Genomic DNA, 12,286 nt, shown 5'->3' with positions numbered 1-12,286 from the left:
GGGAGGCGTGGCCGCTCAGGGCGTCGAGGAGGTCTTTGGGCGCGAGCATGGGAAATCGTCCGGAAAATCTGTTGGCCGGCAGTGTATCACGCAGCGTCTATAGTCTTTTCCAGCCCCTGCGGCGCACGCTTTTCGCGCATGAGGACGGGCGGTCGCGCACCGTTTTCGTGCGTATCTTCGCTGTCGTGGCGCCCGGTAGGTGGGCACAGGCGAACAAAGGACTGATTTCAGTGATTTTTACGGAGCTGGCAAGCTTTCTGCTTAGACGATCATGACCCATGCACTGATGCAGTCGCTGTGACGATGCAGTGCGCCGACGGACCAGCGGTACATGTTTCGTCACCAGTGGTTAGCGAGCGTCGCAATGGCAAATGCCAGGGCGACGAAGCGTTACAAAGCCAGGCACTGCGCTTAGACTTGAGACGGGTTTGTTTTCCTGGGGCAAGTCCACCAATTCGGGAGAGAGTTTTCATGAAGCTAGTCACTGCCATCATCAAGCCGTTCAAGTTGGACGATGTACGCGAGTCACTGTCCGAGATCGGCGTGCAGGGCATTACCGTTACTGAGGTCAAAGGCTTCGGTCGGCAGAAGGGTCACACCGAGCTGTATCGCGGCGCGGAATACGTGGTCGATTTCCTGCCAAAGGTGAAGATTGATGTCGCCATTGACGACAAGGATCTTGACCGGGTTATCGAGGCGATAACCAAGGCCGCCAACACCGGCAAGATCGGTGACGGCAAGATCTTCGTGGTCAATCTGGAACAGGCTATTCGCATCCGTACCGGCGAAACCGATACCGACGCAATCTAAGCCGCCAAACCCCAACGCCCCAGGAGAAAACAATATGACTCTGCGTAAATTCGCAGGGCTAGGAGCCCTGTTGTCCCTCGTAATGCCGGCCCTGGCCATGGCGGCGGACCCAGTACCTGCTCCAGTCCTCAATTCCGGCGACACCGCGTGGATGCTCACGTCCACCGCGCTGGTGCTGTTCATGACCATTCCAGGCCTCGCGCTGTTCTACGGCGGCATGGTTCGCTCCAAAAACATTCTTTCCGTGATGATGCAGTGCTTTGCCATCACCGGCCTGATCACCATCCTGTGGTTCGTGTACGGCTACAGCATGGCGTTCGACACCACCGGTATGGAAGCAGGCGTCGTCAACCTCAACTCGTTTGTGGGTGGCTTGTCCAAACTGTTCCTCTCGGGTGTGACCCCGGCCAGCATCACCGGCCCGGCGGCGTTGTTCCCTGAGGCCGTGTTCGTGACCTTCCAGATGACCTTCGCGATCATCACCCCGGCGCTGATCGTCGGTGCATTCGCCGAGCGGATGAAGTTCTCCGCGATGCTGATCTTCATGGGCGTCTGGTTCACCCTGGTCTACGCACCGATCGCCCACATGGTATGGGGCGGTCCGGGTTCGTTGCTGGGCGACTGGGGCGTGCTCGACTTCGCAGGCGGCACCGTGGTGCACATCAACGCCGGTGTGGCCGGCCTGGTAGCGTGCCTGGTACTCGGCAAGCGTAAAGGCTTCCCAACCACCCCAATGGCCCCGCACAACCTCGGTTACACCCTGGTGGGCGCGGCCATGCTGTGGGTCGGCTGGTTCGGCTTCAACGCCGGCTCCGCTGCTGCGGCCAACGGCACTGCCGGCATGGCGATGCTGGTGACCCAGATCGCTACCGCTGCTGCGGCCCTGGGCTGGATGTTCGCCGAGTGGGTCACCCACGGCAAGCCGAGCGCACTGGGCATCGCCTCGGGTGTGGTTGCGGGCCTGGTGGCAATCACCCCAGCCGCTGGCACCGTGGGCCCGATGGGCGCCCTGGTGATCGGCCTGGCTGCCGGTGTGGTGTGCTTCTTCTGCGCCACTACCCTGAAACGCAAACTGGGCTACGACGACTCCCTGGACGCCTTCGGCGTGCACGGTATCGGCGGTATCCTCGGCGCGATCCTGACCGGCGTGTTCGCCGCACCGTCGATGGGTGGCTTCAACGCCGCTACTACCGACATTGCCGCACAGGTCTGGGTTCAGGCCAAAGGCGTCGGCTTCACCGTCATCTACACCGCTATCGTGACGTACATCATCCTCAAGGTGCTGGACGTGGTGATGGGCCTGCGGGTGACCGAAGAAGAAGAGGCGGTTGGCCTCGATCTGGCGCAACACAACGAGCGCGGCTACAACTTGTAAGTACGCGAAAAAAAGATGCCCGGCTTGCCGGGCATTTTTTTGCCTTGGGTTTGTCTGTGGCTAAAGGTGTATGGGTTTTTTTGCGACTTTGTGATGGGATCCGCACTGCACTTTTCAGTGTGCGAATGTCTTACAGGCATGTAGGCGTATTCGGCACTTTGTTTTTTCCCTGAGCGCGCTAGAATGCGCGCCGATAGGCGGAGAACTGTATGTGGCAACAGACCCTGATAACCCTGCGGGCCAAGCCCCGGGGCTTTCATCTGGTGACGGACGAGTTGCTCGCCGGCCTGCCTGAATTGAAGGCCTGTCGGGTGGGACTGTTGCATTTGTGGCTGCAGCACACCTCGGCCTCGTTGACGGTCAACGAGAATGCCGACCCGGCGGTTCGCCGTGACTTCGAGCGTTTTTTCAATGCGCTGGTGCCGCAAGGCACGGCGGGATATGAACACAACGACGAGGGTCCGGATGATCTGCCGGCGCACTTCAAGGCCAGTCTGCTGGGCTGTCAGCTGAGTTTGCCGGTAAGGGCCGGCCGCTTGGCGATGGGGACCTGGCAAGGTGTTTATCTGGGCGAGCACCGTGATCATGGCGGTGCTCGTAAAGTCCTCGCCACCTTGCACGGTGATGGGGCATAAGCCACTGGTTAACCGGTGGATGTTGATTTTTTTCCGGCGGCCGTCGACAGGCGGCGAAGCTGGGCTATAACTAATCTGCTTTTCGCAAGTCATGAGGTAGAACATGAGCGACGATGATCTGGAAAACGACGACCTCGAAGTAGGCGACGACGACGAAACCGAAGAAGGTCTTGAGGCGGCTGCCGAAGACGTGGCTGACGACGACGGTGGCGACGATGCACCGGTCCCGGCAGCCAAGGGCAAGGCCAAGGCTGCAGTGTCGGTTGACGAGTTGCCGAGCGTAGAAGCCAAGAACAAAGAGCGCGATGCGCTGGCCCGGGCGATGGAAGAATTCCTCGCCAAAGGCGGCAAAGTGCAGGAAGTCGAGGCTAACGTGGTGGCAGATCCACCGAAGAAGCCGGATAACAAGTACGGCAGCCGGCCTATCTAAGGCCTGCTGTCTGCTTGCTGAAAAAGCCCGCCGTCGCTGCGGGCTTTTTCATGGGCGAAACAAAATGGTCAGGGCTAACACCCATCCAAGGATGAAGAGCGTGTGTGGCGAGGGAGCTTGCTCCCGTTGGGGCGCGAAGCGGCCCCTGGTTGGGTCGACGCGGTCTTTCAGAAAGGCCGTCGTGGCTGGTTCAGGGGCCGCTTCGCAGCCCAGCGGGAGCAAGCTCCCTCGCCACAAAAGCCCTTCATCATCAGGTTATGCGTTCCAGCGGGCTAGCACGTCGGGTAGCTCGGTCAGGCTGCGAATCTCGGCATCCGGCAATTTCTCGGCCTCCCAGGCCTTGCCTGCCGGGTTGAACCACACCGCCCGCAGTCCCGCCTGTTGCGCCCCGGCAATGTCATCCCCGGGATGATCCCCGACGTGCACCGCCGCGCCCGGCTCAACGCCGCCGCGCTGCAAGGCCTCCTGGAATAACCGCGCATCCGGCTTGGCGATACCAATGTCTTCAGCCCGCAGCGCAAAGTGGAAGTAATCCGCCAGCCCCACACGTTGCACATCGGCATTACCGTTGGTAATCACCCCCAGTAGATAGTCGCGGCGCAGTGCTTGCAGCATCGGTTCCGCTTCGGGGAATACGGTGAGTTGATGCCGGGCATGGATGAACGCTTCAAAGCACACATCCGCCATCTGCGCCGCTTCCGGCAACGGGTACCCGGCTTCCTCGAAGGCGTATTGCAGCACCTTGTGACGCAACACGCTGATGCGATATTTCAGCTCGGGATGACGCTCCAGCACCTGCTGGCGCAGGCTGGCAAACTTCTCCAGGGGCAAGTCGCCCACCTTGGTGGCGTGGGTCGCCAGCCACTCGCGCATCGATGCCTCGGCGCTGATGATGACCGGCACGTTATCCCAGAGCGTATCGTCCAGGTCGAAGGTGATCAGCTTGATGCTCATGAGTCGCTGCCCTTAATGCGTTTGGCCCGTGGATGGGCGCTGTCGTACACCGTTGCCAGGTGCTGGAAGTCCAGGTGGGTGTAGATCTGGGTGGTCTTGATGTCGGAGTGGCCCAGCAGTTCCTGCACCGCACGCAGGTCCTGGGAGGACTCCAGCAAGTGGCTGGCAAAGGAGTGCCGGAGCATGTGCGGGTGCAGGTTCTGCCCCAGCTCGCGCTCGCCGGCGGCCTTGACCCGCACTTGTATGGCCCGGGGCCCGAGACGCCGGCCTTGCTGGCTGATAAACACCGCGTCGTCCGCCGGGTTGGCCAGGGCGCGCAGGGGCAGCCACAGCAGCAAGGCTTCGCGGGCCTTCTTGCCCACGGGTAATACGCGGGTCTTGCTGCCTTTGCCGAGCACCTGCACCAGGCCATCCGCCAGGTCCAGTTGATCGAGGTTAAGCCCGGTCAGCTCCGACAGGCGCAGGCCCGAGGAGTAGAAGAGTTCGAGGATTGCCTGGTCGCGATGGGCCAGGAAGTCGTCCTCCACGGCGCCATCGAGCAATTGCAGGGCGCGATCCGTGTCGAGGGTCTTGGGCAGGCGGCGTTCGCCCTTGGGCGGCGCCAGGCCGTTGGCCGGGTCGTGGTCGCACAGGCCTTCGCGGTTCAGGTAGTGATAGAGGCCGCGTACCGCCGACAGCAGGCGCGCCAGGCTGCGGGAGGATTGGCCTTGCTGGTGCAGGCGGGCGATCAGGCTGCGCAGACCCTGGATGTCCAGGGCCTTCCAGCTGCCGATGTGTTGTTTCTCGCAGAACGCCAGGACCTTGTTCAAGTCCCGCCGGTAGGCTTCCAGGGTATGCGGCGACACCTGGCGCTCGCTGCGCAGGTGAGCGCAGTAGGCGTCCAGTTGTCGTTCCATGGCTAGCGCACCGCGCGCAATGCGCTGGTGAAGCGTGGCAGGACGCGGCCCAGCACTTCGGCGATGTAGCTCAGGAACAGCGTGCCCACCGAGCTTTTGTAATGCTGCGGATCACGGCTGGCGATGGCCAGCACGCCATGCAAACCTTGATGACTGAGGGCAACCACGGCGGTGGAGCCGATCTGCTGGCGCTGCTCGGCGCCAAACAGGAAGTCCAGCTCATGCTCGCGCAAGGTGCCGCTGATGGTCTTGCCTTCGGACAGCAGGCCGCCAATCGCGGTCTGGGCATCGCTGCCGCTGACCCAGCGACCCACCGGCATCGGGTTGTCGCTGAACAGGATCAGGCTGACAAAGGGCACCTGGAAATCCTGGCGCAGGCTGTCTTCGACGGCGATCACCGCTTCTTCCAGGCTGGCGGCGTCCATCAGGGTCAGGACCAGGCGGCGGGTCTTGTCGAACAGGCGGTCGTTGTCGCGGGCCACATCCATCAGCTGCGAGAGCCGATGGCGCATTTCGATATTGCGCTCGCGCAGGATCTTCATCTGCCGCTCCACCAGCGACACGGTATCGCCGCGCTGGTGGGGAATACGCAGGGCCGGCAGCAGTTCTTCGTGTTCAACGAAGAAGTCCGGGTTAGCCTCCAGATACGCCGCAACGGCTGCGGCCTCCAGACTTTCGCTTGGGGATGCTTGCGCGGGTACTTGAGGCTTATCAGTCATTAGATTTGCTCACTCATAGACGGACCTGTCCTTCGTAGACGCGGGTGGCCGGGCCGGTCATTTTCACCGGTTGGCCGGGGCCTGCCCATTCGATGGACAGGCGTCCACCGGGCAGGTCGATCAGCAGCGGCGAATCCATCCACCCCTGGCTGATCGCGGCTACGGCAGCGGCGCAGGCGCCGGTCCCGCAAGCCTGGGTTTCGCCGGCCCCGCGTTCCCACACGCGCAACTGCGCACGGGAACGGTCGATGACCTGCAGGAAGCCCACATTGACCCGCGCGGGAAAGCGCGGGTGGTTTTCGATCTTCGGCCCCAGTTCATGCACCGGCGCGTTGTTGATGTCATCCACCCGCAGCACGGCATGGGGGTTGCCCATGGACACGGCGGCCAGGTTGACGGTCTTGCCGTCCACGTCCACCGGGTAGCTCAGGGCTTGCTCGGTGGCCTGGAACGGAATGTCCGCCGGCACCAGCCGTGGCGCGCCCATGTTGACGCCGATCTGGCCGTCGCTGCGAATATCCAGCTCGATGATGCCGCTTTTGGTCTCGACGCGAATCTGCCGCTTGGCGGTCAGGCGCTTGTCCAGGACAAAACGGGCGAAACAGCGGGCACCATTGCCGCACTGTTCCACTTCGGAGCCATCGGAGTTGAAGATCCGGTAACGGAAATCCACTTCCGGGTTACTCGGCGCTTCCACCAGCAACAATTGGTCGAAGCCGACACCGGTGTGCCGGTCGCCCCACAGCTTGGCGTGCTTGGGCAGGATGTGCGCGTGCTGGCTGACCAGGTCGAGGACCATGAAGTCATTGCCCAGCCCGTGCATCTTGGTAAAACGCAGCAACATGACCTTACTCCGGCAGCAGGCTTTCGCCAGCAAACAACTCGGCTACCGTCTCGCGGCGACGCACTTCAAACGCTTGACCACCGTCCACCAGCACCTCGGCGGTACGCCCGCGGGTGTTGTAGTTGGAGCTCATGACAAACCCATAGGCACCGGCCGAATGCACGGCCAGCAGGTCGCCTTCTTCCAGGGCCAGCTGACGTTCCTTGGCCAGGAAGTCGCCGGTCTCGCAGATCGGGCCGACGATATCGTAGCTGCGGCCTTCGCCTGCGCGTGGCTTGACGGCCGTCACATTCATCCAGGCCTGGTACAGCGCCGGACGGATCAGGTCGTTCATCGCCGCGTCGACGATGGCGAAATCCTTGTGCTCGGTGTGCTTGAGGTACTCGACCTGGGTCAGCAGCAGGCCGGCGTTGGCGACGATGTAGCGGCCCGGCTCGAACATCAGCGTCAGGTCGCGGCCTTCGAGGCGCTCGCGCACGGCCTTGATGTAGTCGGACACCAGCGGCGGCTCTTCATCGCGATAACGCACACCCACGCCGCCACCGAGGTCGATGTGGTGCAGGTAGATGCCGCACTCGCCGAGGCGGTCGACCAGCGCCAGCAGGCGGTCGAGGGCGTCGAGGAACGGTGGCAGGCTGGTCAGTTGCGAGCCGATATGGCAGTCGACACCCAAGACTTCCAGGTTCGGCAACTGCGCGGCGCGGATGTACACGTCCTCGGCGTCGGCAATGGCGATGCCGAACTTGTTCTCTTTGAGACCGGTGGAAATGTACGGGTGAGTGCCGGCGTCGACGTCCGGGTTGACCCGCAGGGAGATCGGCGCGCGAACGCCCATCTCGGCGGCCACCACTTGCAGGCGCTCCAGCTCGTCGGTGGATTCGACGTTGAAGCAGTGCACGCCAACTTCCAGGGCGCGGCGCATGTCTTCGCGGCTCTTGCCGACACCGGAGAACACAATTTTGTCAGCCTTGCCGCCGGCGGCCAGTACACGCTCAAGCTCGCCCCGGGACACGATGTCGAAACCGGCGCCCAGGCGCGCCAGGACATTGAGTACACCCAGGTTGGAGTTGGCTTTTACGGCGAAGCACACCAGGCTCGGCGTGCCTTCCAGCGCATCGGCAAAGGAGCGGTATTGCGCTTCGATGTGGGCACGGGAGTACACGTAGGTCGGGGTACCAAAGCGCTCGGCGATGGCGGACAGCGCGACACCTTCCGCGAACAGCTCGCCGTCCCGGTAGTTAAAAGCGTCCATGATGTTCCCTTAGTAGGTGTCGTGCTTGTGCGCTTTGGTTTGCGACGATTGCGCCTGTTCATTCGGGTCTTTGCTGTCATCGGGCAGATACAGCGGGCCTTTTTGACCACAGGCACTAACGAGGCAAGCGACCGCGACGAGCGCAGCAAGGGAAGAGATCAGGCGCTTCATGGCGAAATCCTTGAATATGCATTAATTGCGCCCGAGTATACCGACCACCCGCCGGATTGCCTATGCGCCGAAATACCCGTCCGGCGGGGCTTTGCCGAGTTTGTCGCGATTGTGCTTACACCAATCGAGGATAATTCACACGGCTGTGGGTAATGAAATCGGTATCCTTTGCAATCATGATGGCGCGTCCGTATTGTGCGGCGCTTGAGCGAGACCAGACACTTTTCGAGGTTCCCACAATGAGTTTGACCGAAGCCCGTTTTCACGACCTGGTGGATGCGACCCAGCAAGCGCTGGAGGATATTTTCGACGACAGCGGTCTGGATGTGGACCTGGAGAACTCGGCCGGTGTGCTCACCGTCAAGTTTGAAAATGGCACCCAATTGATTTTCAGCCGCCAGGAGCCCCTGCGTCAGCTATGGCTGGCGGCGCGTTCCGGTGGTTTTCACTTCGATTACGATGAAGAAGAAAAACGCTGGACCCACGACACCACCGATGAGCTGCTGAGCGAAATGCTCGCGCGCCTCACCCAGGAACAAGCCGGCGTCGAGCTGGACTTCGACGAGATCTGATCGTGACGCAGCCCGTTCCCGTACGCCCGCCCAAGCCGCTGTTCAGCAATGTCAGCCCGGCGGTGCCGTCACCTTGTATCAGTTTATGTCGGCTGGATGAGCACAAAGTCTGCCTCGGTTGCTTCCGTCATGTGGAAGACATCCGCGAATGGCGCTCTGCCGACGATGCGCGACGCCGCGTTATCGTCGCACAGGCCGAGCAGCGCAGGACCTGCGCCTGAGGCCGTCTTGTTTATTTATTGTGCTGTGGTAGTGTCCGGATACACCTCAACTCATCGAGGTCCGTGAGAACCCCGCCTTTTCCTGGCGGGGTTTTGCTTTTTTGTGCAGAAAAAAGGAGTCTGCCTGAATCATGACCGCACCTTCCATCATCCTCACCCGTCTTGACGTGCAGCGTCTTGAGCAACTGATCGACCGTGTCGGCGAGGCGTCGCCGGGCGTTGAAGCCCTGCAACACGAACTCGACCGCGCCGAAGAAGTGGTTGGCCACGATGAAGTGCCTGCATCTGTCGTGACCATGAACTCCAGCGTGCATTGCCGTGAACAAGGCAGTGGCAAGGACTATCACCTGACCCTGGTCTACCCCAAGGACGCGAACGCCGACGAAGGCAAAATCTCGATCCTGGCGCCGGTGGGCAGTGCATTGCTGGGCCTGCAAGTCGGCCAGCACATCGACTGGCCAGCACCGGGTGGCAAGACCCTCAAGCTTGAATTGCTCGGCGTCGAAGGCCAGCCGAAAGACGGTGGCGCCTTTCCTCTCTAAACCTGGTTCAGCGCTTCATTGAGCGCCAGTTCCAGATCAGCCTTGTAGCGCAGGTACAGATTGCTCGGGCTTTGAACATCACCGAGCAGGCCGGACAGGTCCAGATCGGTGATGTAGCAGCGGTAACGCTCGGCTTCCCGGCGTTGCCCGACGATTTGCTGGGCGACCACCGCAAACAGTTGGTCGCCAAATTCCAGCTCGGAAAACTCCCGTTGATTGCAGTACAAGGTGATCCCCACCTGGCCCGGTGCTGCCTTGCCGATAATCGCCTGCACGTCGTAGAACGGCTTGTTGGCCGGGGTTTGCGGCGCTGGGCGCGGTTCGGCCCGCCGTGCACGGCCGCTGCCTGACGGCAACAGCTGGTAATACAGGATTTGCACCGCGCCGAAGGGCTGTTGCGGATCCAGCGGCAGCAGCGCGTCGCGGCGATAAATGATCGACTGCAGGAAGCGCTGCAACGGCACCAACAGGCTTTGCTCGTCGTGGAACGGCAGGCGCTGCTGCCAGAGCGCGTTGAACTCATCCAGCACGTACAGCTCGGCAACTCCGTCGCTGATCCGGTAGAACACCTGCACACAGTCGGGCAGGCCCATGGGCAGCAGCAGCGCCAGGTCGTGGTCTTCCAGGGCCATGGTGTCCAGGTGCAGCGGGCTGTAGCTGGCCAGTTCCTCAGTGAGGTAGGCGATCAGCGCGTCCTGGGTCGCCAGTGACACATGGTTGGCCTGGCCGGGTGTCAGCTCCATCACGTGGTAGTGCTGTTGCACCTGCACCAGGTAGCGGTGGTTTTCCTGGCCCAGCAGCAGGTTTTGCGCGGTGTCGAAGATTTCCTCCACGCGCTGGGCAATGAACTGCGCGCGGTTGTGGCAGAAACAGCGCACCCGCAAGCGCGGCAAGTGATTGGGCGGTAGCTGATTGAGGTAGTCGCGCAGGCAATCGAGCAGCGCGTGGGGGCCGTCATAGCGGCTGACCATCACCTCGTTCCAACTGTTGAGCGTGACCTGGTCCAGGGTCAGCACCAGGTTTTCCCGTACGCCCGCGTAACTCAGGGAGTCGGTGCGCTCGGTGGTCATCAGGATGTTCAGGTCGCGATGATGCTTGAGCGGGTCGACGCCGACGTTGATCAGCAGCAGCACTTCCTCGGGCACTGCCGAGCGCAGCAGGCGGTCTTCATCGACGCTGGCCAGGGGCAGGACGACGGTTTGTTGTAGGCTGCCCAGCAGGTTGAACAGCTCGAATTCGGTCATGTCACTGCTGCCGGGATGCAGCGCCAGGCGGGTACTGCTGTCGATCACGCCGTTGCGGTGGCACCAGGTGAGCATTTCCAGCAAATCGCGGCTGCGCTTGATCGGCGCGAAGTGCTCCCATTCCAGAGCGGTCAGGCTGCCGTTGTACAAGCCCCAATGATGCTGGCCGGGCTCTTTGCGGTTGGGCGACTGCACCAGGGTCAGGGTGTCTTCGGCAAGGTCGGGCGCAATGCCGGGGTTGATGAACTCGACCTTGCCGGCCTTGCGCTCGAAGGCGGCGTACAGGCGCCGGCCCAGCACATTGAGATCGCGCTTGTTGATCAGGCTGACGGTCTGTTCGGTGCGGGCAAACTGGGTCAGGAAGCGATAGCTGTAGTTCAGCTCGTTGACCAGCGCCCGGCGCTCGGAGGCCACCTGGCGGACTTTCCATTGGCTGCGGCTGTCCAGCAGGGCCAGTTGGCGCTGGTCCCAACCCCATTCGCTGGCCAGGCGCTCCAGCAGCAAACGCTGCCACCCGGTGCGCTGGCCCGCGCTGAGCTTGCGGTTGACCTTCAGGTACAGGCTGCGCCGCACCAGTTCCAGGCGTTCCGGCTCATTACGGGCCTTGAGGTACTCCTCGATCCGGCGGTAGACGACGATGTACGGGTCCAGCTCGTCCAGGTCCAGCTGATTGGCAAACACAGCGCGCTTGAAGCGCAGGCTCAGGCACTGCACCTTCGGGTGCTCGCTGGCGTAGACCTCGGTCAGCAGGAGTTTCAGTACTGATTTGTAGGGCGATTCGATGCCCTTGAACAACTGCCACAAGCCGGCACCGATAAATTCACCCGGCGGGATGTGCGCCAGGTGGCCCAGGTCGAGGGTTTCATCGGCGCGAATAAAGCGTTTGGAAATCAGCGCGTGGGTGAAGTCGGCATAGCGGGTTTCTTCGTACACCGGCACCAGCCACCAGATCGGCGTGCGCCCGGCCAGCCAGATGGCGGTGCGGTAGAACTCGTCCAGCAGCAGGTAATGCTGGCTGGTGCCGCAGTCTTCTGAACTCAGTTGGCTGTCGCGCTCGCCCTGGATAAACCGCGTCGGCTCGATCAGGAAGAAGTGCGCCTCGGCGCCCATGCTCAGGGCCCAGGTTTCGAGCAGTTGGCATTTCTTGCGCAACTCGGCCAGCTCGTTCTCGCTGAGATCGGCCGCATGGCAGACCCACACGTCCATATCACTTTGATCGGCCTGGGCCAGGGTGCCCAGGCTGCCCATCAGGAACAGGCCATGAATCGGCCGCGGTGGGTTGCCGTGGCGGGGCTTGTAGGAAAACGTGCGGGTCAGGCGCTGGGCCTCGGCCAAGGCTTGCGCGTCGGGTTCAAAATTCGACAGGCCGGCCGGCGTGCTGCCCGACACATAGCCCGGCAACAGCGGGTGATTCACGTGGAAAAACAGCGGCAGCAGGGTCAACACGCTTTGCTGGCGTGGCGTCAGCCCTTCGACGGCCCGGGCCATGCGGCCTTCGTTCAGGGCCAGAAACCGCGCGCGTAACTGGGCCAGCACCTTGCGGTCGATGCCTTCGTCCAGGTCGGGGCGGATTTCGTGGGTGCGGGTCATGTCGAACTCGGTGGCTCGCAGGGCCCGACGT

The 12,286-nt window shown here is 62.1% G+C and carries 14 protein-coding genes; 7 read left to right on the top strand and 7 right to left on the bottom strand.

The window, feature by feature from the left end; all coding sequences use genetic code 11:
- Positions 1–471 precede the first annotated feature (471 nt).
- The 4 genes from glnK to sutA all read left to right on the top strand — a co-directional run bounded on the left by glnK (position 472) and on the right by sutA (position 3,250).
- Positions 472–810: a P-II family nitrogen regulator gene (glnK, locus tag HYE77_RS06955; RefSeq protein WP_002555808.1), complete on the top strand. Its 339-nt coding sequence runs from the start codon at positions 472–474 to the stop codon at positions 808–810.
- 34 nt (positions 811–844) lie between these two features.
- Entirely contained in the window at positions 845–2,185 is a 1,341-nt protein-coding gene (locus HYE77_RS06950; protein ID WP_008439352.1) for an ammonium transporter, read from the top strand.
- Between the two features lie 209 nt (positions 2,186–2,394).
- Positions 2,395–2,820 carry a secondary thiamine-phosphate synthase enzyme YjbQ gene (locus HYE77_RS06945; protein ID WP_003208787.1) on the top strand — a complete coding sequence of 142 codons (426 nt, stop codon included), beginning with the start codon at positions 2,395–2,397 and terminating at the stop codon, positions 2,818–2,820.
- A 103-nt stretch (positions 2,821–2,923) separates the two neighbouring features.
- On the top strand, positions 2,924–3,250 hold the full coding sequence (gene sutA, locus HYE77_RS06940; RefSeq protein ID WP_003208791.1) for a transcriptional regulator SutA: 327 nt from the start codon (positions 2,924–2,926) through the stop codon (positions 3,248–3,250).
- Positions 3,251–3,505: 255 nt separating this feature from the next.
- Here the strand turns inward: sutA and HYE77_RS06935 are convergent, their stop codons facing one another.
- The 6 genes from HYE77_RS06935 to HYE77_RS06910 are packed head-to-tail and all read right to left on the bottom strand — an operon-like array spanning position 3,506 to position 8,086.
- The gene (locus tag HYE77_RS06935; RefSeq protein WP_177068592.1) at positions 3,506–4,204 is read right to left on the bottom strand and encodes an HAD family hydrolase; all 699 of its coding nucleotides are present in this window, start codon (positions 4,202–4,204) and stop codon (positions 3,506–3,508) included.
- Positions 4,201–5,100: a tyrosine recombinase XerC gene (gene xerC, locus HYE77_RS06930; protein ID WP_008439350.1), complete on the bottom strand. Its 900-nt coding sequence runs from the start codon at positions 5,098–5,100 to the stop codon at positions 4,201–4,203. The genes HYE77_RS06935 and xerC overlap by 4 nt, the downstream gene beginning before the upstream one ends.
- Positions 5,101–5,102: 2 nt before the next feature.
- Positions 5,103–5,819 carry a DUF484 family protein gene (locus tag HYE77_RS06925; protein ID WP_003208796.1) on the bottom strand — a complete coding sequence of 239 codons (717 nt, stop codon included), beginning with the start codon at positions 5,817–5,819 and terminating at the stop codon, positions 5,103–5,105.
- Between the two features lie 13 nt (positions 5,820–5,832).
- Complete coding sequence (gene dapF, locus HYE77_RS06920) at positions 5,833–6,663, bottom strand: diaminopimelate epimerase (protein ID WP_008439347.1); 831 nt, start codon at positions 6,661–6,663, stop codon at positions 5,833–5,835.
- 4 nt (positions 6,664–6,667) lie between these two features.
- Positions 6,668–7,915, bottom strand: coding sequence for a diaminopimelate decarboxylase (gene lysA / locus HYE77_RS06915; RefSeq protein WP_177068591.1), 1,248 nt, complete (start codon positions 7,913–7,915; stop codon positions 6,668–6,670).
- A 9-nt stretch (positions 7,916–7,924) separates the two neighbouring features.
- Entirely contained in the window at positions 7,925–8,086 is a 162-nt protein-coding gene (locus tag HYE77_RS06910) for a lipoprotein (RefSeq protein ID WP_003208801.1), read from the bottom strand.
- 239 nt (positions 8,087–8,325) lie between these two features.
- Here HYE77_RS06910 and cyaY point away from each other — a divergent pair, with 239 nt between their 5' ends.
- The 3 genes from cyaY to rnk all read left to right on the top strand — a co-directional run bounded on the left by cyaY (position 8,326) and on the right by rnk (position 9,421).
- Positions 8,326–8,658 carry an iron donor protein CyaY gene (gene cyaY / locus HYE77_RS06905; protein WP_003208803.1) on the top strand — a complete coding sequence of 111 codons (333 nt, stop codon included), beginning with the start codon at positions 8,326–8,328 and terminating at the stop codon, positions 8,656–8,658.
- 2 nt (positions 8,659–8,660) lie between these two features.
- Positions 8,661–8,879, top strand: a complete 219-nt coding sequence (locus tag HYE77_RS06900) for a DUF1289 domain-containing protein (protein WP_003208805.1) — start codon at positions 8,661–8,663, stop codon at positions 8,877–8,879.
- Between the two features lie 131 nt (positions 8,880–9,010).
- Entirely contained in the window at positions 9,011–9,421 is a 411-nt protein-coding gene (gene rnk, locus HYE77_RS06895) for a nucleoside diphosphate kinase regulator (protein ID WP_003208808.1), read from the top strand.
- Here rnk and HYE77_RS06890 read toward each other — a convergent pair.
- Positions 9,418–12,255 carry a class I adenylate cyclase gene (locus HYE77_RS06890; protein ID WP_177068590.1) on the bottom strand — a complete coding sequence of 946 codons (2,838 nt, stop codon included), beginning with the start codon at positions 12,253–12,255 and terminating at the stop codon, positions 9,418–9,420. The genes rnk and HYE77_RS06890 overlap by 4 nt on opposite strands.
- Positions 12,256–12,286: the final 31 nt, after the last annotated feature.

It is taken from the genome of Pseudomonas sp. IPO3774, from assembly GCF_013386835.1.
Lineage (GTDB): Bacteria > Pseudomonadota > Gammaproteobacteria > Pseudomonadales > Pseudomonadaceae > Aquipseudomonas.
The sequence above is the reverse complement of the archived record's forward strand: the minus strand, read 5'-3'. Positions and strand labels throughout refer to the sequence as shown.